The organism is Marinobacter sp. CA1, assembly GCF_020546665.1.
Lineage (GTDB): Bacteria > Pseudomonadota > Gammaproteobacteria > Pseudomonadales > Oleiphilaceae > Marinobacter > Marinobacter xestospongiae.
This window is the reverse complement of record NZ_CP071785.1, coordinates 3,399,315-3,424,913: the sequence shown is the minus strand read 5'-3', so window position 1 is coordinate 3,424,913 and position 25,599 is coordinate 3,399,315. Positions and strand designations below refer to the sequence as shown.

At 63.1% G+C, this 25,599-nt stretch carries 26 protein-coding genes and 1 pseudogene; 11 read left to right on the top strand and 16 right to left on the bottom strand.

Going from position 1 to position 25,599, the window contains the following annotated elements; all coding sequences use genetic code 11:
• Window positions 1-12 precede the first annotated feature (12 nt).
• Both J2887_RS15645 and dacB read right to left on the bottom strand, forming a co-directional pair.
• Window positions 13-942 carry a DUF6279 family lipoprotein gene (locus tag J2887_RS15645; protein WP_227172027.1) on the bottom strand — a complete coding sequence of 310 codons (930 nt, stop codon included), beginning with the start codon at window positions 940-942 and terminating at the stop codon, window positions 13-15.
• Between the two features lie 70 nt (window positions 943-1,012).
• Window positions 1,013-2,545: a D-alanyl-D-alanine carboxypeptidase/D-alanyl-D-alanine-endopeptidase gene (dacB, locus tag J2887_RS15640; protein ID WP_227172026.1), complete on the bottom strand. Its 1,533-nt coding sequence runs from the start codon at window positions 2,543-2,545 to the stop codon at window positions 1,013-1,015.
• A 301-nt stretch (window positions 2,546-2,846) separates the two neighbouring features.
• Between dacB and J2887_RS15635 the strand changes: the two genes are divergently transcribed.
• Window positions 2,847-3,620 (top strand): glutathione S-transferase N-terminal domain-containing protein, encoded by a 774-nt coding sequence (locus J2887_RS15635; protein ID WP_227172025.1) that lies wholly within the window; start codon window positions 2,847-2,849, stop codon window positions 3,618-3,620.
• 4 nt (window positions 3,621-3,624) lie between these two features.
• On the opposite strand, the gene dkgB is transcribed toward J2887_RS15635, so the two are convergent.
• Window positions 3,625-4,434, bottom strand: coding sequence for a 2,5-didehydrogluconate reductase DkgB (gene dkgB / locus J2887_RS15630; RefSeq protein ID WP_227172024.1), 810 nt, complete (start codon window positions 4,432-4,434; stop codon window positions 3,625-3,627).
• Window positions 4,435-4,553: 119 nt separating this feature from the next.
• Between dkgB and J2887_RS15625 the strand changes: the two genes are divergently transcribed.
• The gene (locus tag J2887_RS15625; protein WP_227172023.1) at window positions 4,554-4,967 is read left to right on the top strand and encodes a GFA family protein; all 414 of its coding nucleotides are present in this window, start codon (window positions 4,554-4,556) and stop codon (window positions 4,965-4,967) included.
• Window positions 4,968-5,085: 118 nt separating this feature from the next.
• Here J2887_RS15625 and J2887_RS15620 read toward each other — a convergent pair whose 3' ends face one another.
• The 7 genes and pseudogenes from J2887_RS15620 to J2887_RS15585 all read right to left on the bottom strand — a co-directional run bounded on the left by J2887_RS15620 (window position 5,086) and on the right by J2887_RS15585 (window position 13,877).
• Entirely contained in the window at window positions 5,086-6,207 is a 1,122-nt protein-coding gene (locus J2887_RS15620; protein WP_227172022.1) for a PQQ-dependent sugar dehydrogenase, read from the bottom strand.
• A gap of 112 nt (window positions 6,208-6,319) precedes the next feature.
• On the bottom strand, window positions 6,320-8,143 hold the full coding sequence (locus tag J2887_RS15615; protein WP_227172021.1) for an ABC transporter ATP-binding protein: 1,824 nt from the start codon (window positions 8,141-8,143) through the stop codon (window positions 6,320-6,322).
• Between the two features lie 110 nt (window positions 8,144-8,253).
• Window positions 8,254-8,988, bottom strand: coding sequence for an alanyl-tRNA editing protein (locus tag J2887_RS15610; protein ID WP_227172020.1), 735 nt, complete (start codon window positions 8,986-8,988; stop codon window positions 8,254-8,256).
• Window positions 8,972-10,009, bottom strand: coding sequence for a serine O-acetyltransferase (locus J2887_RS15605; protein WP_227172019.1), 1,038 nt, complete (start codon window positions 10,007-10,009; stop codon window positions 8,972-8,974). Before J2887_RS15605 ends, J2887_RS15610 begins: the two co-directional genes overlap by 17 nt.
• On the bottom strand, window positions 10,010-10,945 hold the full coding sequence (locus tag J2887_RS15600; RefSeq protein WP_227172018.1) for a PLP-dependent cysteine synthase family protein: 936 nt from the start codon (window positions 10,943-10,945) through the stop codon (window positions 10,010-10,012).
• Window positions 10,946-10,965: 20 nt separating this feature from the next.
• Window positions 10,966-12,877 (bottom strand): annotated as a pseudogene (moeB, locus tag J2887_RS15595) (molybdopterin-synthase adenylyltransferase MoeB).
• A 7-nt stretch (window positions 12,878-12,884) separates the two neighbouring features.
• Window positions 12,885-13,877 carry a DMT family transporter gene (locus tag J2887_RS15585; RefSeq protein ID WP_227172015.1) on the bottom strand — a complete coding sequence of 331 codons (993 nt, stop codon included), beginning with the start codon at window positions 13,875-13,877 and terminating at the stop codon, window positions 12,885-12,887.
• A gap of 126 nt (window positions 13,878-14,003) precedes the next feature.
• Here J2887_RS15585 and J2887_RS15580 point away from each other — a divergent pair, with 126 nt between their 5' ends.
• Window positions 14,004-15,413, top strand: a complete 1,410-nt coding sequence (locus J2887_RS15580; protein ID WP_227172014.1) for a PLP-dependent aminotransferase family protein — start codon at window positions 14,004-14,006, stop codon at window positions 15,411-15,413.
• An 18-nt stretch (window positions 15,414-15,431) separates the two neighbouring features.
• Here J2887_RS15580 and J2887_RS15575 read toward each other — a convergent pair whose 3' ends face one another.
• Together J2887_RS15575 and J2887_RS15570 are read right to left on the bottom strand one after the other, a co-directional pair.
• A complete protein-coding gene (locus J2887_RS15575; RefSeq protein ID WP_227172013.1) occupies window positions 15,432-15,884 on the bottom strand; it encodes a YaiI/YqxD family protein in 453 nt (150 codons plus the stop codon).
• An 80-nt stretch (window positions 15,885-15,964) separates the two neighbouring features.
• Entirely contained in the window at window positions 15,965-16,699 is a 735-nt protein-coding gene (locus J2887_RS15570; protein WP_227172012.1) for a tellurite resistance TerB family protein, read from the bottom strand.
• Window positions 16,700-16,928: 229 nt separating this feature from the next.
• Here J2887_RS15570 and J2887_RS15565 point away from each other — a divergent pair, with 229 nt between their 5' ends.
• The 5 genes from J2887_RS15565 to sugE all read left to right on the top strand — a co-directional run bounded on the left by J2887_RS15565 (window position 16,929) and on the right by sugE (window position 19,549).
• A complete protein-coding gene (locus J2887_RS15565) occupies window positions 16,929-17,474 on the top strand; it encodes a copper chaperone PCu(A)C (protein WP_227172011.1) in 546 nt (181 codons plus the stop codon).
• 3 nt (window positions 17,475-17,477) lie between these two features.
• The gene (locus J2887_RS15560) at window positions 17,478-18,152 is read left to right on the top strand and encodes a class I SAM-dependent methyltransferase (RefSeq protein ID WP_227172010.1); all 675 of its coding nucleotides are present in this window, start codon (window positions 17,478-17,480) and stop codon (window positions 18,150-18,152) included.
• Between the two features lie 56 nt (window positions 18,153-18,208).
• Complete coding sequence (locus J2887_RS15555) at window positions 18,209-18,535, top strand: TfoX/Sxy family protein (protein WP_227172009.1); 327 nt, start codon at window positions 18,209-18,211, stop codon at window positions 18,533-18,535.
• A 91-nt stretch (window positions 18,536-18,626) separates the two neighbouring features.
• Entirely contained in the window at window positions 18,627-19,058 is a 432-nt protein-coding gene (locus J2887_RS15550) for a GFA family protein (RefSeq protein WP_227172008.1), read from the top strand.
• 173 nt (window positions 19,059-19,231) lie between these two features.
• A complete protein-coding gene (sugE, locus tag J2887_RS15545) occupies window positions 19,232-19,549 on the top strand; it encodes a quaternary ammonium compound efflux SMR transporter SugE (protein ID WP_227172007.1) in 318 nt (105 codons plus the stop codon).
• Window positions 19,550-19,574: 25 nt separating this feature from the next.
• Here sugE and J2887_RS15540 read toward each other — a convergent pair whose 3' ends face one another.
• From J2887_RS15540 to J2887_RS15530, 3 genes are read right to left on the bottom strand one after another with little or no spacing between them, the layout of a single operon-like run.
• Entirely contained in the window at window positions 19,575-20,522 is a 948-nt protein-coding gene (locus J2887_RS15540; protein ID WP_227172006.1) for a patatin-like phospholipase family protein, read from the bottom strand.
• Entirely contained in the window at window positions 20,519-22,015 is a 1,497-nt protein-coding gene (locus J2887_RS15535; RefSeq protein ID WP_227172005.1) for a flavin-containing monooxygenase, read from the bottom strand. The genes J2887_RS15540 and J2887_RS15535 overlap by 4 nt, the downstream gene beginning before the upstream one ends.
• A 31-nt stretch (window positions 22,016-22,046) precedes the next feature.
• Window positions 22,047-22,637 carry a TetR/AcrR family transcriptional regulator gene (locus J2887_RS15530; protein WP_227172004.1) on the bottom strand — a complete coding sequence of 197 codons (591 nt, stop codon included), beginning with the start codon at window positions 22,635-22,637 and terminating at the stop codon, window positions 22,047-22,049.
• A gap of 140 nt (window positions 22,638-22,777) precedes the next feature.
• On the opposite strand from J2887_RS15530, the gene J2887_RS15525 reads away from it, so the two are divergent.
• The 3 genes from J2887_RS15525 (at window position 22,778) to J2887_RS15515 (ending at window position 24,768) form a co-directional block, all read left to right on the top strand.
• Entirely contained in the window at window positions 22,778-23,215 is a 438-nt protein-coding gene (locus J2887_RS15525) for a DUF2784 domain-containing protein (RefSeq protein WP_227172003.1), read from the top strand.
• Window positions 23,212-24,342 (top strand): patatin-like phospholipase family protein, encoded by a 1,131-nt coding sequence (locus tag J2887_RS15520; RefSeq protein ID WP_228752818.1) that lies wholly within the window; start codon window positions 23,212-23,214, stop codon window positions 24,340-24,342. Before J2887_RS15525 ends, J2887_RS15520 begins: the two co-directional genes overlap by 4 nt.
• Window positions 24,343-24,429: 87 nt before the next feature.
• On the top strand, window positions 24,430-24,768 hold the full coding sequence (locus tag J2887_RS15515) for a zinc ribbon domain-containing protein YjdM (RefSeq protein WP_227172001.1): 339 nt from the start codon (window positions 24,430-24,432) through the stop codon (window positions 24,766-24,768).
• Between the two features lie 25 nt (window positions 24,769-24,793).
• On the opposite strand, the gene J2887_RS15510 is transcribed toward J2887_RS15515, so the two are convergent.
• Window positions 24,794-25,516: a GntR family transcriptional regulator gene (locus J2887_RS15510; protein ID WP_227172000.1), complete on the bottom strand. Its 723-nt coding sequence runs from the start codon at window positions 25,514-25,516 to the stop codon at window positions 24,794-24,796.
• Between the last annotated feature and the right edge of the window lie 83 nt (window positions 25,517-25,599).

Here is a 25,599-nt window from a genome sequence, read left to right as displayed (position 1 = left end):
GCTGAGGCGATCTCAGGACCGGCCTAGCGGGGCTGCGTTCAACTGGTCTGCGGTCATTGCGTTGCCGCAGGCCAGGGCCTCAACATCCTCCCGCAATCTCGCGACTTCGGCCCGCAGGTGTTGCCAATGACGCTGATCCGCGTTCAACAGCAGGCGGTAGTTCAGGTCCACCAATGCGTTGCGGCTGTCACTGGTCATGGCTCGATAGCGGGCGCCTCTGGCTTCTTCGCTGTGTTCAATCAGGTGACCAAGACGATCCGTAAAGCCGGCTGAGTGCCGGCTGGCGAGAGACGCAAGGAACGCCTCCTGCCACTTGCGGCGCCCGTCCAGCCAGATCCGGGTCTGGGCTCCCCGGTTGATGGCCCATTGTGCCACGATGTCCTGCTGTTGCCGGTTCAGGGACCCCAGCCAGCGTTCGGCGCGTTCCTGAATCCGCTCCGCCCGCGCCTGCCCGGTTTGTTCCGGCGAGGCCAGCAGGTATTCACTCTGCAGTTCCCGGTGCCGGGATTCCATATTGGCAGCCAGTTCCTCAACCTGGGTTTCTGACAGCGATGCCAGTAACCGCGAGGCCGGGTCGCCCAGCCGTTCCAGCAGCGGCGGCAGGAAGGCGGTTAGTTGCTGTTGGTGACGTTGCAGCACCGTGCGATCGGCGACTTCTGGCTGCAGGTCCTGTTCCAACCGGCGCAGCCACTGGGCATAGCGTGGCAGCTCCACTTGGCAGTGCCAGCTCACCAGTCGGTCCAGGTCTTTCTGCAGTTGCTGAGATTGGTCCTCGTTGAGGGTGAGGTAATCCTCCACCCACCACACCACTGCCCAGTCGGCGTAACGGTAGGCCAATCGATTGGAGCTGCAACCACTGGTGATCACTGCACAGGTGATGAGGAGGTAGACGGCCAGCCGGCGAAACGCCGACGGCCGTTGTGAGCGGTTGTTCGGTACCATGGGCCCTTCCGTTGCCGGGGACCACGCAGGCGTCAGATCAGTCAGGACGGGGCGCGTGGGCGCCGGTCAATCATTCCGCCTTGGACAGGGTGGTACCTACCGGGGGCTTGTGGTGCAGGGAGTACAGCACCCGGTCGAGGACCGACTGGCCGTTCCAGGCGGGGTCGTCGTTTACCATACCTACGACCACCCAGGTGGTATTGGATGCATCGCGGGTGAAGCCGGCAATGGAGCGTACGTTCTCCAGGTAGCCGGTCTTGATGCGGCCCTCACCATCCATGCCGGCGTTGCGCAGCCGTCTTGCCATGGTGCCGTCCATTGCGATCAGAGGCATGGACGCCATCAGGTCCGCGGCGAAGGGGCTGTTCCAGGCCTGCAGCAGAATCTGGGCTCCCTGGCGGGCGGAAATGCGGCCGTGGCGGGTGAGGCCGGCGCCGTTATCAATCACCATGCCATTGGTGTTGACGCCTTTTTCCTCAAGCCACTGGTACACCGCCCGGATGCCGGCGACCCGGTCGTCGGTGTCGCTGTCCTGGCGGCTTTCCGAGCCGATGGTGAGCAACAGCTGGCGGGCCATGACGTTGCTGCTCCACTTGTTGATGTCGCGGATGACCGACACCAGGTCCGGTGAGGTCATCTTCAACAGCAGGCGGGCGTCCTCCGGTGCAGCTGCAAGTCGGTCCCGGCCCTGCAGGCGAATGCCCAGATCGCTCAGCAGTGATCGGATCAGGGCAGCGGAATACTGCTCGTGGGGCAACAGTGAGAAGTAGGCCGTGGTGCGACAGCCCTCGGGCAGTTTGCCGCTGACCCGGACGGTGATCTGGCCGTTGTCGGCAAACACGGGTTCCCAGGCAAAGGAGCGGCGTGAGGGACAGTCACCTTCCGCCACGGCGGTTACACGGTTGTCGATATGGACCTGGGCCAGGTTGGGGGAGCCCCAGGCCTGGGTGCCCCGTTCATCTGCCCGCACCTGAAAGTGCAGCAGATTGAGGTTGGTCAGGTAAGCCGAAGGCTCCACCAGAAACGGTGCGTAGGGGTTGTTGCCATTGTCCTGGAACGCCGGTACCCCACCGGAGAGCTGGAACACCTCGCCATCAAGGACCAGGTCGCCGGTGATGGTATCCAGCCCCATGCCCCGCAGTTCGCTGAGCGTGGTGCGCAGGCGCTCGATGGTCAGCTTGGGGTCGCCACCGAACTTGACGTACAGGTTGCCATCCAGGGTCCGCCCCTGAAACCGGCCGTCGGTATAGAAATTGGTGTCCCAGTGATAGGTGGGCCCGAGGATTTCCAGCGCCGCAAAGGTGGTCACCACCTTCATGATGGAGCCGGGGCTCATGGCGCGATCGGCATTGATGTATTGCTCGATGCCTGGGCCGTTGAGGGGGACAGCGGCCACACTCAGCGCCTGCTGGCCGGTGAGTGAGCGATCGGCGTAATCCAGTACCTGACTTTTCCAGTGGCCCTGGGGGGCAATGGTATCGGCGGTTACCGGCTGAGCCAGTGACAGGGCCAGCAGCGGCAGGGCGCACCAGTGCCGGAGTGTCCTTCCTGGACGGAGCGTGCGCAGGCGAGTGCGCATGGGGCTGGGTACGTGGCGCGACATGGCGAAGTTCCCGGTTGGGTGGGGCATCCAAACATTGTCTAACCATAGCCCAAAAGTGCCCCCTGTTCTATGTTGAAAACTTCTACATGACGTTAAAAAATGCCAGTAGGCCCCTTGTTTCTATTGCAGATTTGTTTCTGCTTGTAAGGCCCATTGGAATCAGCAGCTTGCGCCGGTCTATAAACGCCTTTCCTCCCGTTCGACCGCAGTCGACGACTCGGCGGTCAATGCCAGCGGGTGTCAGTCAAGCATAATGGCCCCTGTCTGATAACTGCCCATTCCCACCCGGAGGATGCCTAACATGCCCAACGTGATAACCCACAACCTCAATGTCCTGGGATCGGTGGCCACTTCGACCATGACCGCCTGGCGTGGTTGCCTGGTGGTGCGGTCGGCGCCGCAGCCGGAGTTGCCACTGGTGCTCTACGACATGGAAGCCTGTCCCTACTGCCGCCGGGTGCGGGAGGCGCTTACCGCTCTCAATCTGGATGTGGACATCCGGCCGTGTCCCAAGGGCGGGACGGTGTTCCGGCCTGAGGCAGAGGCGGCGGGTGGCAAGCAGCTGTTTCCGCTGTTGCTGGACCCGAACACCGACACCGTGATGTACGAGTCGCGGGACATCGTTGAGTACCTGTTCCGCCAGTATGCGGATCGGCCGGTGCCGGGCTATTACCGGTTGCGACCTCACCAGCCAGTGCTCGGTTCCATTGGCTCGGCAGCGAGCGTGCTGCGGGGCTTGCGGGCACGTCCGGCGAGGCGGCCGGAACAACCGCTGCATCTGTGGAGCTTTGAAGGCAGCCCGTTCTCGCGGCTGGTGCGGGAGAGGCTGTGCGAGTACGAGATTCCCTACACTCTGCACAACCTGGGTAAAGAGCACTGGACCGAAGTGGGTCCGGCGCGACAGCGTATCAAGCCAGGCCCTTACCGGCCCATTCCCGGTGGTAAACGGGATGCTTTCTTCCAGCAGCATCAGCGGGTGCAGGTGCCCTATCTGGAAGACCCCAATACCGGCGAGGCCCTGTTCGAGTCGGCGGCGATCCTGGATTACCTGGATCGCCAGTACGGTCAGAGCTGAGCGCTCAGTCCCAGGCCGGTGCAAACGCCGGGTCGGCCAGGCGTTCGCCGCGGTCCAGTCGCTCGATGGCGGCGAGTTCCTCCGGTGCCAGCTTGATCTTCAGGGCGTCCAGGTTGGCTTTCAGATGGTCGGGCCGCACCGACGAGGGAATCGGCACAATGTGTCGTGATACCGCCCAGGCGATGGCAATCTGCGCCGGGGTGACGTTGCGATGGCGCGCCAGGTCTATCAGGGTGTCGTCTTCCATGACCCGGCCGACCGCCAGCGGCATGTAACCGGTGACCTGAATGCCGAGAGTCTGGGCATGGTCGACCGCCTTGCGGTTGGCAAGGAACGGGTGCACTTCGATCTGATTGGTAAAAATCGGGGTGTCGCCGAGAATCTCCCGCGCCTGGTTGAGCTGGGCCGTCGTGAAGTTGGATACACCGATGTGGTCGGTCAGACCGTCTTCCCTGGCCTGCTTGAGAGCGCCGAGATAGTCCTCCATGGGAACCTGGCCGTCTGGCGACGGCCAGTGCACCAGAGCCAGGTCGACGTGATCCGTCTTCAGCCGCTCCAGGCTGTGGCGCAGACTCCGTCCCAGTTCCGCCGGCTTGAGGCGATCATGCCAGATTTTGGTGGTGACAAAGATTTCCCGCCGTGGAATGCCGCTGGCGGTGATGCCGTCGCCCACTTCCGCCTCATTTTCGTACATCTGGGCCGTATCGATGTGGCGATAGCCGAGGGACAGAGCTGTTCTCACCGCATCCCTGGCGGTATCGCCTTGCAGGCGAAAGGTTCCCAGACCTATGGGCGGCAGTGCGTCGAACGCCATGGTGACCTCCATTCGATTTCCGCTGTGTGGGCTCTCTATACGTTGGTACCTGAACGGTAGTTCTTCAAGGTTCGTGTCGGTATTATTGGCGGCCAACCCAGTGTCGTGAGAGAGAGTCAATGCTGACCGGCCAGTGCCTGTGTGGCGCCATCAAGTATCAATACGACGGCCCGGTGGGGCCGGTGTCCCTGTGCCATTGCCAGCGCTGTCGTCGTGCCCAGGGCGGTGCCTTTTCCGCCAGTGCTCCGCTGCAGGCTGTGCGTTTCCAGTTCACCGAGGGCGAAGACCAGGTACGGGAGTTTGAGTCCCTGCCGGGCAAGTACCGGGCCTTCTGTCCCAACTGTGGCAGCCCGCTGTACAGCCGGGTGGACGCCATACCGGGTATCGTTCGCCTGCGGGTGGGCACCCTTGATGGCGATCTCGGCAAAGGACCCGCCTCACATATCTATGTCGGTTCCAAGTCGGACTGGTTCCAGATTACGGACGATCTACCGCAGTACGACAAGACCGAACGCACTAACGACCCTCACTGACCCGATTCTCGCTGCCGGTTCTCACTGGACGGACCCTCAGCGAGCGATCTCACTGACGCCGCCCGTTGGCCGAGCCAGACGGATTGGGTTGTGCTGTTCGCTGCCGGGGGCGCCGGGGCTACTCTGGCACCAGTCGTACCACCTCGCCGTTGCCCTCATCGGTCAGCAGCCATAGCACGCCATCGGGCCCCATCCGCACATCGCGGATACGGCGGCCGAACTCGGTGATGAGATCTTCCTCGTTCACTACCTGGCCATCGCGTATGGTCAGCCGTACCAGTTTCTGCAGTTTCAGGGCGCCCACGAACAGATCCCCCTGCCAGCCAGGCACCTTCGTGCCGGTGTAGAACGCCATGCCCGATGGCGCAATCGACGGGTCCCAGTAGTGCAGGGGCTGGGCCATGCCTGTTTGCTCGGTTTTGTCGGTAATGGCTAATCCGGAATAGCCAATGCCGTAGGTGATCTCCGGCCAGCCATAGTTGGTGCCGGGGCTCAGGATGTTGACCTCGTCGCCCCCTCGAGGGCCATGCTCGTGGGTCCAGATATCGCCGCTGAGCGGATGTCTGGTCATGCCCTGAATGTTGCGGTTGCCGTAAGTATAGAAGGTGTCACGGGCCCTGGTCTGGCTCTGGAAGGGGTTACCTGGGGCGGGATCACCGTTGATGGTAATGCGGTGAACGCCGCCGGCATCGTCCCCCAGGTCCTGGGCGCGGGGGCGATCACCGCGGTCACCGACCGCTACATACAGCAGGCCGTCATCATCGAAGGCCATGCGGCCGGCAAAGTGACGGCTGGTGCCGGAGCGGGGCAGGGCTTCAAAGATGACCTCGCTGTCCACCAGCCGTGCGCCCTCCAGTCTTGCGCGACTGACCCGGGTGGTGAGGCCATCGTCGTTCTCATGGGCGTAGCTGAGGAACAGCAGGTGGTTGTCGGCAAAGTCGGGGTGCAGGACCACATCCAGCAGGCCGCCCTGGCCGGAAACCACCAGCTCCGGCAGTCCGGCGATGGGCGTTGCCGTCAGTTGACCGTCACGAATCAGCCGCAGCCGACCGGCCCGCTCGGTGACCAGTTGCGAGCCATCCGGCAGGAACGCCAGGCTCCAGGGGTGTTCCAGGCCCGAGGCCACCGTTTGCAGCCGGAACCGGGCCTGCTCCGAGTGGTACAGCTCTGGGGCCGCGCCACAGGCTGACGTGGTGATGATGGTGGCGGACACCAGCAGTGCCCGGATGCATTGCGCCATGGTCGTGCTCCCAACCCTTGCTGAGTTGTTACCAAGATAGCATCTGGATGCCGGTGTCTCTTACCGCAACGTCACTGGCTGTCAGCGCGACGATGTGTCAGATCGCCTCTGGTCAGGCCGGCTGTAGCTGGTCAGCGTGACCGGTCTGGACCCGCCACTGAGCGGCGTAGAGACCGTCTTCGGCCAGCAGCGATGAGTGGTCTCCGGTCTCGGCCACCTTGCCGCCGTCAATCACCGCAATGGTATCGGCATCCACGATGGTGGACAGACGGTGGGCGATGACGATCACCGTGCGATTGTGGCGGATGTGTCGCAATGAGCGCTGGATGGCGGCCTCGGTCTCGTTATCGACGGCGCTGGTGGCCTCATCGAGGATCAGGATGGCCGGGTCTTTGAGTAGCGCCCGTGCCAGCGACAGACGCTGGCGCTGGCCGCCGGACAGCCGCACACCACGCTCGCCCACCAGGGTGTCGAGGCCGTCCGGCAGTTGCTCGATAAACTCCCAGGCTTCCGCGGTACGGGCTGCGGCGATGATGTCGGCGTCATTGGCGTCCGGTCGGCCGTATGCGATGTTCTCGCGGATACTGCCCTCGAACAGATAGACGTCCTGGCTGACCAGCCCGATGGCCTGGCGCAACGACTGCATGGATACGGTGTCGATCGGGGTGCCGTCAATGGTGATGCGGCCCTTGGCGGGATCGTAGAAGCGCATCAGCAGCTTGATCAGGGTGGATTTGCCGGAACCGGTTGCGCCAACCAGGGCCAGGGTGTGGCCGGCAGGCACTTTCAGCGAGACGTCTTGGATGCCGGCACTGCTGTTGTGGTACTGGAAGCTGAGGCGCTCAAAGGCGACGTCGCCACGCACAGGCGCGGCCAGCGGCTGCTTGCCGTCGTCGCGGACCTGTACCGGCTCTTCCAGCAGATCGAGGATGCGGCGGGTGCTGGCCATGGCCCGTTCGAACAGATCGATGACGGTGGCCAGGCCGGTGAGCGGCCAAAGCAGGCGCTGGGTCAGGAACACCAGTACCCCGTAGGCACCGACATTGAGGCTGCCTTCCAGCGCCATCATGCCGCCGACGGTGAAGGTGGCCAGGAATCCGGCCAGGATCGCCATGCGGATCACCGGAATAAAGGCCGAGCTGACCCGGATCGCCTTGCGATTGGCCTCCACATAGGCTTCGCTGCTGGTGCGCAGGCGCTCGGCCTCACGCTGCTCGGCGGTGAAGCTCTTGATGGTGGCAATGCCTCCCAGGTTGTTGGACAACCGGCTCGACAGGTCACCCACCTTCTCCCGCACATCGGCATACAGTGGCCCGGCCTTGCGCTGGAAGAAGAAGGTGCCCCAGATGATCACCGGAATCGGGGTAAACGCCAGACACGCCACCAGCGGTGAGATGGCGAAGAACACCGCGCCCACGGCAAGGATGGTCACCACCACCTGGATCATGGCGTTGGCACCGCCATCCAGGAAGCGCTCAAGCTGGTTGACGTCGTCGTTCATGGTGGCCACCAGTTGCCCGGAGCTGCGCTGCTCGAAGAAGCTCATGTCGAGGCGCTGGGCGTGCTCATAGGCGTCCTGACGCAGGTCGGCCTGCAGCCGCTGGGCGAGGTTGCGCCAGAGAATCTGGAACAGGTATTCGAACAGCGACTCGCCGGCCCAGATAAAGAACGTCAGCGTGCCAAGGGCGATGATCTGCTGCTGGGCGGTTTCAAAGCCCAGGGAGGCAACGAAGCTGGTGTCCTGGTTGACCACCACATCGATGGCAATGCCGATCAGGATCTCGGGGGCGATGTCAAACAGCTTGTTGATGATCGAACAGGTGGTGGCGGCGATGATCTGACGGCGATAGCCACGGGCATAGCGTAGCAGCCGGGCCAGCGCTGCAAAGCTGCTGGGGGCCCGACTGCCGGTGGATGGGGCGGGTGCTTGCGGCATAACAGCCTCTCCTGGGTGAAAAGCCGCAAGGTTACCCAATTCGTCGGGGGCTTAAAAGAGAATCATTCTGACCCGACAGCGGCCAACGGCGCTGTCGGGCGAGAGGCACCTTAGGCGACGTTGTCCTGCCAGGTCAGGCTGAAGCGGCGGTTGGTCTTGCTCTTCTTCTGGATCTTGGTGCAGATCACCGGTCCGATCTCCCGGGTGTTCTGCACATGGGTGCCGCCGCAGGGCTGCAGATCGGTACCAGTGACCTCCACCATTCTCACCGCGCCCTGCAGCACCGGTGGTGACACCGCTTCGGTTCGCACCAGTGAGGCAATGCTTTCCGGCTCGGTGTAAAAGTGGCGGACATCCAGACCCTGATGAATCAGGTGATTGAGCTTTTCGGTGACAATGATGCGGTCCACCGGATCGGGCAGGTCAAAATCCAGCCGGCCTTTGTCCGCCGCGATGCTGCAGCCGGTGACCGGAGCATCGATCAACGAACACAGCAGATGCAGACAGGTGTGCATGCGCATGTGGCGATAGCGTCGATCCCAGTCGATCTCACAGTGGACCGCCTGGCCGGGGTGGGGGGTATCGTCGGTGTCGTCGGTTGCGACGCGGTGCCAGATCAGTTCCGGATTGTCCGGGTCGCGGGCGGTGTCGGTGACCGTCAATTGGCGACCGTCCGCCAGGGTCAGGGTGCCGGTGTCACCGGGCTGGCCGCCTCCGGTGGGGTAGAAGATGGTCCGGTCCAGCAGCAACTGGTCGCCATCGACATGGAGAATGGTGGCCTCCAGGGCGCGGGTATAGGGCTCGTCGTTAAAGCACGGTTCGGTGCTCTTAATAGCGGCAGTCATGGGACAGATTCTCCTTATTGGCTAGATGGGGGCCGGTCAGCGCAATGCGGGCGATGACTTCATTCATGCCCTGCGGGCTCAGCAGCGTGATTGCCGAGCTGCTGTCTGACAGGGTCAGGTGCAGGCGGCTGTCGAGCAGGGTTCGGGCCCGGGCGGCGGACAGCCCGAATTGGATCTCGTAGCGGCGGGGATCCTCCGGGCTGGGCGACAGGGTGGTGGACGCCACGGGGCGGTGTTCGTCGTCCAGTAGGGTGGCCGTGAGGTAGCTGAAGCCCTGGCAGAGGGCGATCAGCCGATTGTTGTCGGCGTAGGAGCCAATAAATCGGGGCGCCCGGCGGGGAAACTGCTGCTCCTGGCGCTCCACCTGCAATTGGTTGACGATGGAGACCCGGCTGTTGCCGGGAATGTTCTCCGTCACCACGCAGCCGGGGCTGATGAAGACATTGTCTCCGATGGTAATGGCACCGAGCACGCGGGCGAAGGCGCCAATCTGTACATTGTTGCCGAGGATCGGGTGGCGCTGGCCGGGCGGATTGTTGGCAATGCCCTGGGAGCCCAGGGTGACGCCGCCAAGGATGTAGGCGTCGTTGCCAATGCGGCAGGTTTCGCCGATCACCGTGCCATAGGCATGGTCAAGCACCAGGCGCGAGCCGATGCGGGCACCGGGATGGATGTCGGCGCCGGAGTCGAGCTTGCCCAGCGCGGCCAGCTTCAGCGCGACCACATCCCAGGGTGCGTCGGAGGTAACCCGCAGTTGCCAGAACTCGTGGGCCAGCCGGTAATAAAGCACCGCCTGAAACGAGCATGCGGCGTCGAGGATCAGCTGTGGTCGGCCATGGGCCGCCGGGTCCCGCTGGGCGAAGGCCATCAGGTCGTCCATCAGCAGGTCGGCCGCCCGGTCCAGGGCATGGGGCAGAAAGCCTTCCTCCAGCAGGCTGAGACGTTCCGCGGCGGCCAGGGCTCCCTGGACGATGGCGTCAATCTGGTTTTCCAATCGGTAGCGCAATCCGGAGCTGTCCATCTAGCCTCCCTGGTCGGATTCTCCAAAGTAGTCCAAGTAGGATTCAATGCCGTCATAAACCATGGTCAGCACATTGGTCCCGGGTGGAATGTCGCCTTTGCCCAGCTTGGCTATGGCGGCAAAATTGGCGGCGGAGGAGAGGCCCATGCTGATCGATTCCTGCTGGAGCATCTGTCGCGCCATGTCCAGGCATTCCTGCTCATTGACCTTGACCATGGCATCGATCAGGTCGGTGTTGAGGATGCTGGGCACGATGCCGATGGACAGCCCCTGGATGCCGTGGGGGGCGTGCCGATCGGTGAACAGGTCGCAGCCTTCCGGCTCCACGCCATAGATGGTGAGCCGGGGCCAGGTCTCACGCAGTACCTCCCCGACACCGGTGATATGGCCGCCGGTGCCAATACCGGCAATGAAGAGATCGATCTGGGTGTCCTCAAAATCCGCCAGAATCTCCAGTGCGGTCTGGTCCCGGTGGGTCTGTGGATTGGCCGGATTGCGCTGCTGGTTCAGCATCACGTAATGCGGCTTTTCCAGCTGCAGCTCCAAGGCACGAACGCCGTGGGAGTTGTTGCCCAGGCGGCTGTCCGACAGCACTACTTCGGCGCCGTACAGCCGCAGCAGTTTCTGCTTTTCCCTGCTGTAGTTGTCCGGTATCACCAGTACCAGATGGTAGCCCAGCAGGTTCGCGGCAATCGCCAGACCGATGCCGGTGTTGCCGCCGCTGGGCTCAATGATGGTCTGTCCGCTGCCTCGACGCAGAATGCCCTGCTGTTCGGCATCGCGAATCATGCCCAGGGCAATGCGAACCTTGTGGCTGCCTCCGGGGTTGAGAGACTCCAGCTTGGCGAATACGTTAAATCCCAGTGACTTGGAGAATCGCTGCAGGTGAACGATGGGGGTGTTGCCCACCGCGTGAATCATTGACGGGTAAATCATCGGTTGCTCCCGCAAACTGCTCAGTACATCGCCAAGGTCGGATCAACGTCCCTGGCCCAGCGTTTTAATCCACCTTCAATCACATACACCTGTTCCAGGCCCTGTTGCCGCAGACGGTTGGCGGCCTGCTCGGCCCGTCCGCCCCCCAGGCACAGCAGGTAGATCGGCGCCGAGTCGGGCAGGTCGTCAAGGTGCTCGTCGAGATCCGCAAGTGGAATGTTGTGGCAGTGTTCAAGACGGCAGATTTCCAGCTCGTTGGGCTCACGAACGTCCACCACCAGCGGCGGTTGCGATGCGTCGGCCAACAGCTCCGCCAACCGGGCCGGCTGGATGTAGTGTTGCGGTGCCAGGCTGACCGCCGGCGCGGGTGTGCTGGCGCAGGCCTGAGGGCTGTCGCTGAGCTGATAGTGGCGGGGATCGGCGGTGCATACCGGGCAGTCGGCGCGCTTGCCGAAGCGGACCTCGCCAAAGCTCATGGCGCGGGCGTCGTAGCGGAGCAGCCGTCCGGACAGGCTCTGGCCCAGTTCCAGCAGCAACTTCAACGCTTCGGTGGCCTGAATCATCCCGATCATGCCCGGTAGCACACCGATCACGCCGCCGGCGCTGCAGTTGGGGGCGAGGCTGGCGGGGGGCGCGGTCGGGAACAGGCAGCGATAACAGGGGCCGCCCTGGTAGCCAAAGACACTGGCCTGACCGTCAAACTGGTAGATGGCGCCGTAGACCAGGGGCTTGCCCTGCAGGACACAGGCATCGTTGACCAGGTAACGGGTTGAAAAATTGTCGGAGCCGTCGATCACCAGGTCGTAGTCACCAATCAGCGCCATGGCATTTTCGGCGGTGAGTGCGGTTTCGTGGGTTTCCACCCGGATGGTGTTGTTGACATCCAATAGCCGGCGGCGGGCCGATTCCACTTTGCTCAGGCCGATGGTGCTCTCGCTGTGTACCACCTGGCGTTGCAGGTTGCTGGATTCCACCACGTCGAAATCCACCAGGCCCAGGGTGCCGACGCCGGCTGCGGCAAGGTACAGCGATACCGGTGAGCCCAGCCCGCCGGTACCGATGATCAGCACCCGGCTGTTGCGCAGTCGCTGCTGGCCCTGCCGGCCAACCTCCGGCAACGAGATGTGGCGGGCGTAGCGTTCCACTTCGTCCTTGCTCAGCGGGGCGTCCGGTGTGTCCAGTCCGCCAGAGGTGGCCAGCAGGATGTCCAGGCTGCTGCCTGGCACCATGGGGGTGTCGGCGGTCACCAGCTCACCATCGATGGTGAACAGGAAATGGTCCTTGAACTGGCCGTTGTCATAGAACAGGTGAGCTTCCAGCACGTCGTGCTCACGGCACAGGTGCTTGACCGCCTCAGCGACGGTGTCGCCCTCCACTTGGAACGTTTTGGCGGGCAGTTTGGTGACTTTTGCCAGTATCTCGGGCAGCTGGATCTGAGCCATGGCCTTCTCCTTAGGTCAGTAGCGGAGTGTTGCTTTTATGGATGCGCAGACCTTCTTCATTGAAGGTTTCGGTGCACTGAAAATCGCCCTCGACGAAGCGGAACAGCTTCGCTCCCACTGGTGTGCCAGCGCGGATATCCAGCACCAGATGTGCCACCGGGAAAATGGGTTCGCCACAGAACAGGGCTTTGTCCCGGTCCTGCTGGCTGAAGTAGGCGCCGACATCCGGATGCGAGTGGTAGATCACCTGGACCGGGTTGTCGGTCTCGAAGCTGTCGCCGAGCATCCGGTTGTCGGCGATGGAGAAGGCAAATCCGGTGGCGGCGTTGCGGCGGTATGTTTCCGGGCACTGCTCGTGCAGGGTCTGCTGAATGTTGTCGGCCTCGTGCACGGTGCCGTCGGTAAACACCATGCCACAGCACTCCCGTGGGTAGTCGCGGCTGCCGTGGTCGAACAGGCGTTTCAGGGTGTTGGGGTTCAGAACATCCATGGGGTACCTACTGCTGGGGTCGGGAGGCCGTTGCCCCGCTGGGTTTGGACAGCTGGGACGATGATCGGGAAAACAGTTTTTCCAGCGGCAGCTTGGTGACCGCAAAGCCCAGCAGCATCACCACCGAGAACACGATGAAATCCCGGGATACACCGTGTCCCTCGTACCAGGCGCCAATGGCAATGGCCACCACCGGAAACAGGATGAAGACGAACGACAGCAGAATCGGGCTCATCCGCTTGAGCAGGTAGAAATAGACGATGAATCCCCCCACCGAGGCCACCAGCCCGAGGTAGAGCAGGGCCACCCAGGAGCGGGTCGAGGCGGCCCCCAGTTCCGGCTGTTCGATCACCAGGCCGCAGGCGAACAGTGCCAGCCCGGCCAGGCCGATGGGCAGGGTGTTGAAGGTAATCACGCTGATCTGGGCGCCGTGCTTGCGGGTGAGGATGTAGCACAGGGCATGCATGATGGCGGCGGACAGGATGGCGGCCACGCCCCACCAGCTGTTCTGGTCCATGCGCACGCCTTCGGCCTGCAGAATCATGTACAGGCTGAAGAACCCGATGGCTATGCCCAGCACCTGGCTGGCCCAGATCTTCTCTTTCAGGATCAGCGCTGAAAAAATCAGGATAAACACCGGCATGGAGCTGAACAGCAGCGAAGTCAGGCCGGAGGAGACGTACTGTTCCCCGAAGTTGATGAGGTAGTACGGCACCGAAAAGTAGAACACCGTGATCAGCAGACCAAAACCCAGGGATCGTGTCGGGAACAGGATGGGCTCCCGCATGATCCGGGCGAACACCACAAACAGTGGGAAGGCGATCAGGAACCGCAGGCCGGCGGACGACAGCGGCGGTACCGTCTCCACCGCCACCTTGATACCCAGCCAGGTGGTGCCCCAGGTAAAACAGACAACGACGAACAGCAGTCCGAGGATGGATTTGTCCAGCCAGGCTGGCCGAGGTGTGCCGGAAGTCTGTTTTTGATCCAAATGATCCATGTCAATGTGCCATCCCTGCTAGTATTGAGTCGGTCGATACAGGACAATGCATCGAAAAATTGACTTGATTCGAGGCTAATAGGGTGAAAAATGGGTGTCAATTATAGAAATGACATGGTGTCATTTATGTGTGATGCGCTCGGCAACGAGAAGGGACCCAAGTACCAGCGACTGGCACTTGGCATAGAACGGGAAATTCGCGAGGGACGCCTGCCGACTGGGACCAAGCTACCGGCGCATCGCCTGCTGGCACACCAGCTCAACATCACCGCCGGCACCGTCAGCCGGGCCTACCGGGAGCTGGAGCGGTTGGGGCTGGTCAGTTCCCGGGTGGGGGATGGCACCTACGTCAAGCTGAACGGGGAGGGGCCGGCCGGGGAAGAAGGGTTCCGCAATGCCATCAGCCTGGACGACAGCGTGGTTGACCTCAGTCGAAACAAGCACATCCCCGGGCAGGACGTGGCACTGCTGGGTCAGGCTCTGGAAGCCATTGCCCGCCAGCCCCGGGTGCTGGCGGAGCTGTCAGACTACACCCCTGAGGGCGGTCTGCATCGTTACCGCGAAGCCGGTGCCCAGTGGTTCCGCCACAGTCAGGTGGATGTCCGTCCCGAACAGGTGCTTTGTACCAACGGCGCCCAGCACGCCCTGATGGCCTGTCTGCCGGCGATCGTCAAACCGGGGGAGACGGTGGCCACGGAGCAACTGAGCTACCCGGGCCTGATCTCTGCGGCACGCCAGCTGGGGATCCGGCTGGAAGGGGTGGAAGTTGACTGTGATGGCCTGGTGCCCGAGGCCCTTGACGACGTCTGCCGCAATACCCGCATTTCCGTGCTCTACTGCACCCCGACGCTGCAGAACCCCACCACCTCCAACATGCCGGTGGCCCGACGGGAGGCGCTGGCGGCGGTGTGCCGCAAACACAACCTGATTATCATCGAGGACGATGCCCATGGCCTGCTCTCCACCGAGCGGCCGCCGGCCCTGCAGGTGTTTGCGCCTGAGCGCACGCTGCTGATCAGCAGCCTGAGTAAGGCGGTATCCGCCGGTTTGCGGGTGGGTTACGTACAGGTGCCGGAGACGCTGTGGAACCGGCTTGCCGGCGCCATTCGCGCCTCCTGCTGGATGGCCACGCCTCTGTCGCTGGAAGTGGCCAGCCAATGGATTCTGGATGGCACCGCCGACCGCCTGCGGTTGGCCCAGATCGAGGAAGTGGAGCGGCGCAAGGCCATCGTGGAGCCATTGCTGCAGAGACTCAACTATCACAGCCGGCTGGACTGCTCGCACTTCTGGATTGAGATTCCCGAACCCTGGCGGGCGATTGAGATCGAAGAATCGCTGCGCCAGAAACGGGTGTTGGTGAAGTCGTCGGAAGCCTTTGCCGTAGGGCGCCGGGCGGTGCCCCAGTTCATTCGTGCCAGCGTCAGCAGCACCGAAGCTGACGATCAGCTGGAGCAGGGCTTTCAGGCTCTGGTCGGGGCCCTCAACGATGTGCCACGGGAAGACCTGCTGGCGCGTCCGGAAGGGCTCTGGTGGTGACTCGTTGACGGAACCGGCTCAGCCCCTGGCGTTGCGCTGCAGCCAGCGGTCGAGCTGGTCGGCGAACTCCTTGCGATCGCCCTGGCTGAAGGGGGCCGGCCCGCCGGTCACCTGGCCGGCGTTACGCATCTCCTCCATGAAATTCCGCATCGCCAGGCGCTGGCGAATATTCTCTTTGGTAAAGGCCTGGCCCCGGGGATTGAAGACGTCAGCGCCCTTCTCAATGGCCTCCGCCGCCAGGGGAATGTCCTGGGTGACGACCAGGTCGCCCTTGCTCATCTGGTCCACGATCTCATTATCGGCCACGTCAAACCCCTGGGGAACCTGCCGGCGACTGATCCACGGACTGGGGGGCAGATTGATGGCGTGATTGGCAATGAACGTGGTCTGAACCTTCCAGCGGGTGGCGGCGCGACAGAGGATTTCCCGGATGGGGACAGGGCAGGCATCGGCGTCGACCCAGATTGGCATTGCGAGCTTCCTTCGTTGGGGGATGGGCGTGGCTGACGGTGTCGTCAGCCACAGGCTTCGATTGTACCCCAATTCCCGTATCAGACCTGCTCGGCGTTGATCTGCTGCTCCAGTTCCCGGGCCAGGTTGGGCTCGATGTTGAGGGCGCCAGCCAGTTGGTCCAGCCAGGCCCGTTCCATCGGGTTCTGGTCGTCGATGATCACCGCGCTGACCACGTAGATTTCCCGTGCGGCCTGGGGCGAGTCGGCACTCTGGGCGAGCGCCTGGGCGTCGAGTGGGGCATCGAACTGGGTCTGAATCCACGTCTGGAGTTCGTCGTCCGGGCTCAGCCGCTCAATTTCCTCGGTCAGCAGGGCCCGCTCATTGGCGTCGATGTGGCCATCGGCCCGGGCTGCCATGATCATCGCCTGCAGAATCTCCAGACCCCGACGCTCCTGATCGGCACCCTGCAACTGCTCCAGCGGTTGACCCTGTTGGGCTGATGCTGCCGGCACGGTGTCCTGGCTGTTGCTCTTGTGATTCTGGTAGGCCTTCCAGGCCAGGGCACCGACGCCGGCGAGGGCCCCGTATTTGAGTGCCGTGCCGCCCATCCGGCGGCCCCGCTTGGAACCCAGCAACATGCCCAGGGCTCCGCCACCGAGCAGGCTTTTCATGTCAATGCCGCTGTTGCCGATGCCACCACTGCTCCTGCCGCCGGAGAGTTGGCTGCCCAGGTTGTTGACCATCCGGTTGATGTCGGACCCACTGCCGCCCTGGTGCGACTGGCCGCCCTGGGCCTGGTTCATGAGCTGGTTCAGCACTGACATTACATTCATCGTTGGACTCCCTGGATACCAAATCGTGTGTGATTCCTTGTGGCCCTAGAATAACGCGTCCCGCCTTTTTATGGTCCAGCATAAACGACATGTAATCATCGGCGTGGTCTCTCCCGAATGCTCCCCGATTCATTTGGTCGAGGCCCGTGCCTGCGGCATTTCGTCCCTTGCCAAGGGCTGGCAGGCAGGTAAGACTAGGCGCAAACTCCATTGACGGACGAGAGAGATCATGAAACGTCTAGCAACCTGCCTGCTGACCGCCGGCGCCCTGGCTCTGCCGATGCTGGCCAGTGCCCACGATTACGCTACCGGTGACCTGCACATCGATCATCCCTGGAGCCGGCCGACGCCGCCCGGCGTGATGATGGGCGCCGGCTATATGGTGATCCGCAATGAGGGCCACCACGATGTCACGCTGGTGGCCGCGGAGAGCCCCCGGGCCGGCCATGTCTCCATTCACCAAAGCCGAATGGAGGGTGGTGTTATGCGGATGGACGCAGTGGATGGCGGTCTGGTCATTCCGGCCGGTGAGTCGGTGGCACTCAAGCCTCACAGCTATCACCTGATGCTGGAACAACTCGATGGCCAGCTCACCGAAGGTGAGCGCATCCCGCTGACACTGACCTTCGATGGCGCCCCAGTGCTGGAGGTGGAACTGGCGGTGGATTCCCTGGATGGCGGATCGATGGATGACAGCCAGATGGATCATGGCAATATGGATCACGACGGTATGGGGTCAGGCCAGGACGCTGGCGCCATGCAGCACCACCACTGACCCATGTCCGAAGCGAGTGATGGGGGCGTGTTTACGCCTCCGGCTGTCTGCACCGTCTGTCGTCAGCCCGGCCTGATCCATCTGATTACGGTGAAAACGGTGCCGTACTGGCGCTGTCCGCACTGCCAGGCCACGCTGATGGATCCCGAGTGCTGGCTCGATGCCGACGCCGAAAAGCAGGTCTACGATCTGCACGACAATAACCTGGAGGACCCCGGCTACCGGCGATTCCTGGGTCGTCTGACCAGTCCGCTGATCGAGCGCCTGGTCTCCGGCGCCGAAGGTCTGGAATTTGGTTGTGGCCCCGGGCCGGCGCTGGCGGCGATGTTGGCAGAACAGGGGTGGCCGGTGACGCTGTACGATCCGTTTTTCCACCCCAACCCTGAGGCGCTGAGCCGGCGCTACGATTTCATCACCTGCACGGAGGTGGTGGAGCACCTGCATGACCCCTGGCAGACCTTTGCGCAACTCGACAGCCTGCTCCGTCCCGGCGGTTGGTTGGGGGTGATGACCTGCTTCCAGACCGACGATGAGCGTTTTGCCAACTGGCATTACCGCCGTGATCCCACCCATGTGGTGTTTTACCGGGAAGCGACGCTGGCCTGGCTCGCTCGACAGTACGGGTGGCAGCTGGAGGTTCCGGCCAAAGATGTGGCGCTGTTCCGTAAACATCCCTGACGACACAAGCTATAGTGTCAGAGGTTCCCTTTTCTTACCGGTTACGGCTGAGCTTCATGAGTGAATACGTTGATCACCTGCGAGAGGTTTTCGAGCCCTTTGGCCCGATCCAGGCCCGGCGGATGTTCGGTGGTTATGGCATTTACCACGACGGCCTGATGTTCGCGTTGGTCAGTGATGACACGCTCTACCTCAAAGCTGATGAAGACTGTCGGGGTCATTTTGACGCCGCTGGTCTGCCGGCGTTTGAATACCCCAAGAATGGCCGCCTGGTGAGGATGTCCTACTACCTGGCACCGGAAGAAATGCTGGAAGACCCGGAGCAGGCGGCGCTGTGGGCGCGCCGTTCCTACGAGGCGGCCTTGCGGGCGAGGAAGCGTTAAGGAGTCTCTGATCAACTCCGGGTCGTCACCAACCTCATGTGCCACCTGATGCGACATCCTATACGACATCTTATATGACAGGGAGATCACCATGTCTGAGACGTTCAAAGCCAGTGCCAACTGCCTGTGTGGCGCCGTTACCCTGCAGGTGGCGGCCGCCTCCCGGGAAGCCGACGCCTGTCACTGTGGCATGTGCCGGAAATGGGGCGGAGGACCGCTGCTGGCGGTAGATTGCGGTACCGACGTGACCATCGACGGCAGCGATCATGTCGGAGTGTTTGATTCCTCCGACTGGGCCCAGCGCGGCTTCTGCCGGGACTGCGGTACCCACCTGTTCTACCGGCTCAAGGGGGCCAATCAGTATGTGCTGCCGGCCGGGCTGTTTGCGGATCAGCAGGACCAGCTCCATCTGGGACAGCAGATCTTCATTGATCACAAACCGGCGTTCTACGATTTCGCCAACCAGACCGAGAACCTGACCGAGGCGGAAGTGTTTGCCAAGTACGCCCCGCCACAGGGTTAACACCACCCAGCCGGAATAGGTAGTTGACCGGACTGTGTTCCGGTCTGCCAGTTTGTATCTTCTGTTGCTGCGGTCAGGCCATTGGGCCTGACCGTCCTGTCACTGGACGTGAGGACGACCTCACCACTCCGATTCCAATTGGGGACGACCCCGCCCGAAAGGGATCAATCGCAATGGCGTGGATTCTTCTTATTCTCGCTGGCCTGTTTGAGGTCGGCTGGGCCGTGGGCCTGAAATACACCGAAGGCTTTACCCGTTTGTGGCCGTCGGTGTGGACCATCGCCGCCATGGTGCTGAGCTTTGGCCTGCTGTCGGTGGCTCTGAAAAGCCTGCCGCTGGGCACCGCCTATGGCGTCTGGGTGGGTATTGGCGCCATCGGCACGGTGCTTTTGGGCATGGTGTTACTGGGTGAGACTGCCAGCCTGGCCAGGATCGTCAGTGTGCTGCTGATCGTTGCCGGCATCATTGGCCTGAAGCTGGCGACGCCCTGATAGCGGACACTCCGGGCGCCGCTGATTAGGCGTCTGCGATGGCCCTGGCCACCAGCGCCGGGGCACTGAGCCGGGCCTGGGCCAGCACCCGCTGGCGCCGGCCCGGGTCCATCAGATTGTAGCCGAACGCGGTGAGGTCGGCGGCGCCGGGTTCCAGACGAATGACGCGCTTGCCCGCGGCCCGCAGCAGGGCCTCTTCGCGATCAACAATCGCGGTCATGTAGTGTCGGACCCGGCGCTCAATCCAGGGCAGTGGGGCCCGCGGGTGATCCGGTTGCCGGGCCGCCATTGGTGCCAGAATGACCACCTCGTCCACCGCAGTGTCGGCAACCAGGTCTGCCGAGGTGGGGGAGGCGACACCACCGTCAATGTAGCGGCGGCCCTGAATGCTTACTGGTGGACACCAGGCGGGTACGGCGTAGGAGGCGCAGACGGCGTCGTTCACGGCGGCGGCGGGAGCCCCAGGGTGCCCGAAGGCGACGCGCTCGCCACTGTCGGTGTCCACCGTGACGAGCCAGGTCGCCGGGTGATCTGGCCACTGACCGGCGGGAATCGCGCTGTCGATCAGACGGCGGAAGGGGGTCATATCCAGCCGGCCGGTGGGCAGCAGGCCGCAGAACGCCGTCAGGGGGGAGACCTCGCCACGGAGGCCGAGTCCCAGTAATCCGCTGCCGGTAAAGCGGGCGGCGGGCCAGGGCGGCAGGGCGCCGCCGCTGTCACGGTCGTGTTGCCACTGACATTGCCTGCCCTGACCCTGCTGGCAGTCCACCAGAGTCTTAACGCCAACTCCGGCGGCCAGCAGTGCGGCGACCACAGCGCCTGCCGAGGTACCCACCAATACGCTTGCGTTGCGGGCGTCCCAGTCCAGTTGCCGCTCCAGTTCGGCCAGTATGGCAATACTCCAGGCGCCGCCGGCGACACCACCACATCCAAGCACCAGTGCGCGTGCGGGCGAACCGTTTTGGCGGCTCATGAGCCACCCCCAAAGACCGGCTCGTCGCGGTTGCTCAGATGGTAGCTGCGGGCGTCAAAGCGTTTCAGCAGGCGCTGCATGGTCAGGGTACTCCAGGGAAAACCCACGCTGTTGAAGCCGTTGCGATCCAGGTAGTAGCTGGAGCAGCCACCGGTGTTCCATACGGTTTTCCGGAGATTGGCCTGGACCCGCTGGTTGTAGCGGGCCTGGGCATCGGCGCGTACTTCGATGCGGCTGAGCCGTTTGGCCCGCATGGTCCGCAGCGTGCTGAGAATGTAGTTCAGCTGCGCCTCGATCACGATAAACGCCGAGTTGTGGCCAATCCCCAGGTTGGGACCCAGCACCATGAAGGCGTTGGGCAGGCCGTTGACGGTGGTCCCCCGATAGGCCTGCATCCCCTCCGACCACATCTGCGACAGCGACTGGCCAGCGTCGTTGAAGATCCGCTGGGCAATCGGAGGCTCGGTGACGTGAAAGCCGGTGCCCAGGATGATGGTGTCCACCTCGGCCCGGCTGCCATCCTGGCCGATCAGAGTGCGTCCCTGGACTTCCTTCAGGCCGGTGGCGTGGACCTGGACATTGGCCCGGTTCAGCGCCGGGTAGTAGTTGTTGCTCATCAGCACCCGTTTACAGCCCAGGGTGTAGTCCGGGGTCAGGCTTGCCCGCAGTGCCGGGTCCTGCACTGCCCAGCGAAGGTGGGCCAGGCCCAGTTTCTGGATCTGCTCCAGCAATTTGGGGTTGCGGAAGCCCACGCCAAAGGTCTCGAAACCGCCATACAGCAGGGTGCGCCAGGCTTTCAGAGTCAGCGGCAGTTCGAAGAACCGGCGTTCGATGTCAGGAATGGCGTGATCCGGCTTCGGCAGTACCCATTGCGGTGTGCGCTGGAAAACGTGGAGTCTGGCGACGTCGGGCTGGATCTCCGGCACGAACTGGATGGCTGAGGCCCCGGTTCCCACCACCGCCACCCGTTTGTCCTGGAGGCTGTGGTGATGGTTCCAGCGTGCGGAGTGAAAAAGCGTGCCTGGAAACGCCTTCAGTCCGGGGATGTCCGGCACGATCGGCTCGTGCAGGTAGCCGGAACAGGCGATGATCGTACGGGCGTGATAGCACCGGTCGGGCGTTTCAACCCGCCAGTGGCCAGGTTGTTCCTGCCACTGGGCAAGCTCCACTGGCTGCTGGAAGTGAATCTGGTCGGTGATCCGGTGCTGCGATGCCACCGCGCGGACGTAGTCGAGGATCTCTCCCTGGCCGGCGAAGGCGCGGCTCCAGTCCGGTTTCTGGGCAAAGGAGTAGGAGTACAGTGCCGACGGCACGTCGCAGGCGCAGCCAGGGTAGGTATTGTCCCGCCAGGTACCGCCGAGGTCGGCGGCTTTCTCCAGGATCACCCAGTTGTCGAACCCGGCGTCGTTCAGCCGAATGCCGGCGCCAATGCCGCTGATGCCGGCACCGATGACCAGTACATCGTAAACGTGGGGGGAAGTGTTGGTGCTCATACGGTGTGGTTCCTGTGGTCAGATGAACGGGTCAGGAGGTGTGGCTGAGAACCTGCCAGCAGGCGTCCCGGGCCTGCTGGAGATCGTCGGAGTCCAGCTCCAGGTAGCCCAGGCGCTGGGCCTTGAACAGGCCAACAAAAGCGCCCCAGAACAGCGCCATCGCGACTTCGGGGCGCAGGTGCTGAGTGAGCACGCCGGCCTGCTGGCCCTGCTCGATCAGCTGTCGCAGAGGCATCAGCAATTGCCACTCGCTGAGACGGCTGTTGGCATCCAGGTAGCTGTGGTGGTCCTGTAGCTCGAGGAAGCGGAAGGCATCGGGGCGATGGCGGGCAAAATCCGCCAGCCGGCGCCAGAGTTCGTTGAACAGGGGGCGATCCAGAGTGGTCAGGTTTAGGTCGGTGAGCAGGTGGGTTGCCAGCGCCTGCTTGGTGTCTTGGAACACCGCATTGACCAGGGCCTCCTTGCTGGCAAAGTAGCGGTACAGGCCGCCGACGCTGATGCCGGCGGCAGTGGCAATCGGCGGCACCGGTGTGCCATGGACACCCTGGCGGGCGAACACGGTCAGCGCGGCCGCCAGGATGCGCTGGCGCTTGTCGTCGGGTGTGGCGGAAGGCGTCGTCATGGCACCGTGTCTCTGGCAGATGAATGAACATTCATTCCGCAGTGTTGGTGATGCGGCTGCCTGCTGGAATGGCTGTGCGGGCCAGGTCGCCGAGTGGCTCGGCAATTGGCTCTTTTGGCCTGGTATGCAAAGCTGGCGGTATGACATCCCATTCCGAGATCTATCTCTGGCTCGCTGATGCGGTACTGGCACTGCACCTGGCTGTGGTGCTGTTCGTGGTCGTGGGGCTGGTGCTGACGCTGGCTGGCGGTATCCGCCACTGGCGCTGGGTGCGCAATGGCTGGTTTCGCTGGTGCCACCTGGCGACCATTGCCGTGGTGGTGGTGCAGGCCTGGCTGGGGATTTTGTGCCCACTGACTACACTGGAAATGTGGCTGCGGGCATCCGGCGGTCAGCCTGGTTACGCCGGTTCCTTCATCGGCCACTGGATGCAGCAGTTGCTGTATGTCCAGGCTCCGGCCTGGGTGTTTGTGGCGGCTTACAGTCTGTTCGGTCTGTTGGTGGGGCTGGTGTGGTGGTGGCTGCCGCCGCGTCGTGGTTGTGTCCACCAGCAGCGAAAACAGCAAAAGGGGAGATGATGGAAACCGGCATCGTACTGACTGGGGGGGGAGCCCGGGCGGCCTATCAGGTTGGTGTGCTTCGGGCGATATCCGACATGTTTCCGGACTGGGCCTACCCGTTCCGGGTGATCGTCGGCACTTCCGCTGGCGCCATCAATGCTCTGGCGCTGGCGGGCGGCGGCGATATCTTCCGCCACAATGTGTCGCGACTGGAGCAGTTCTGGCAGGCGCTGGAACCGGACCAGGTCTATCGCAGCAACACCTACGACATCCTCCGCAACATGACGTCGGTTGCCCGCCGCCTGCTGGCCGGCAGCGACAGCGACCGGCCGCTGTCGCTGCTCAACAACCGGCCGTTGCGGGAGATGCTGGCCCGGGAGATCGACTTTGCCGAAGTACGCCAGGCGATTCGGGACCGACGGCTGTCCGCGGTTGGTGTGAATGCCTGCGGCTATGCCACCGGGCAGAACGTGTGCTTTTTCGACGGTCACGAGGCGCTGCAGAGCTGGACCGTGGGTCAGCGGGCGGGAGCCCGCACCGAGCTTGGGCTGGAGCATGCCATGGCCTCGTCGGCGATTCCCACCGTGTTCCCGCCGGTGCCCATCAACCGGGAATACTTCGGTGATGGGGTGACCCGGCAGATGGCCCACATCAGCCCGGCACTGCGGCTGGGCGCTGAACGGGTGCTGGTGGTGGGGGTGAGCGCCAACAGCATGTGTCCGTCGACCCGGCCGGCCCATAACCCCGGCGCGGCGCCGGGCTTTGCCCAGATTGTCGCCCACGTCTTCAATGGCATGTTCCTGGATACCCTGGATTACGACATCGACCGGTTGCGGCTGATCAATCAGCTGGTGGATCTGGTGCCCGGAGAGCGGCTGACGGAAGCCGGGCTGGACCTGAAGCCGGTGCGGCTACTGGAAATCTCCCCCAGCGAGCGCATTGATGAAATTGCCGCCCGCTACATGGATGGCATGCCGCTGGTGCTGCGGAACCTGGTGGGCACGGAAGGCCGTTCACTGACGGGAGGCAGTCTTGCCAGTTACCTGCTGTTCGACCATCGCTTTTCCAATGCGCTGATCGAACTGGGCTATCGCGATGCCCAGACCCACGCCCGCCAGATCGAACGGTTTTTTGCCGAGGATTGAGGGCTTCCTTGATGTGAAACACCCGCTGGCGGACGCATTGCTGGTATCATGCCCCGCCTTAGTTTCAGTCACTGATGAAGGAAAGCCATGTCTACCTTGCCTCCCTGTCCCGCCTGCGGTTCCGAATACACTTACGAAGACGGTATCCAGCTGGTCTGCCCGGAATGCGCCCATGAGTGGTCTGCCAACGAGCCGGAGGCGGCCGAGGAAGGACTGTCGGTTCGGGATTCCAACGGCAATCCGCTGCAGGACGGCGACACCGTAACGGTGATCAAGGACCTCAAGGTCAAGGGCTCGTCCTCGGTGGTGAAGGTGGGTACCAAGGTCAAGAACATCCGTCTGGTGGAAGGCGATCACGACATCGATTGCAAGATCGACGGTATCGGGCCGATGAAGCTGAAGTCCGAATTCGTCAAGAAAGCCTGAGCATCTCCGGCTTCCGGTCGGTGGTTTATACCGCCGACCGCCCTCCCATCCGCATTTCGATGGCATCGTGCAGCCAGTATTCCACCTCCACCACGATGCAGTCTCCGCCCGCCTGCACTTCCCGCACCAGCTGCAACGCCGGTGAGCCTTCCCGCACCCGCAGATGCTGGGCCTGGTCGTCGGTCAGCGGCTTCGATGAGATTGCCACCTCCAGCTGCCGTTGCCGGTAGCCATACCGATCCCGGACCAGTGCCGTCAGAGACCCGGACAGGTCCTGCTCCAGCAGCTCCGGAAAGGCGGCTTGCCGGAACCAGCACTGTTCCAGCAGTACCCAGCGGCCGTCCACCGCCCGCCGCCGCATCACCTGGAAGGCCTGCGGCTGTTCGCTCATGCCCAGCCGTCGGGCCACCTGGCGTGGCGGCACCATCCGCTCCGCCGTTAACAGTTCGGTGGTGAGCCGGCGCTGATGATGGCGGGCCTCATCGAGCAGGCTGTGGGTGCGGGTAGGGTCGTAGATAAAGACTTCGGGTGCGACAAACCAGCCCACCCGGTTCATGCGGTAGACCAGGCCCCGGTTCTCGAGGAAGTGCAGGGCATCGCGGGCGTTGACCCGGCTGACGCCCAGGCGATCGCAGAGCGCGCGTTCCGAGGGCAGTGGGCTGCCGGGGGGCAGGTCGCCGGACTGAATCCAGCGCTGCAGATTGGCGGCCACGGTGTGATAGGTGGTGATTTCCCGGTTCAGAGCCATATTGTGACAGGTGTCATGAGTGGTCCGCCTATCTCAGCGTCTGGATGTGACCGTTCGATGACAGGCGCCGGTTAAAGGTTGAT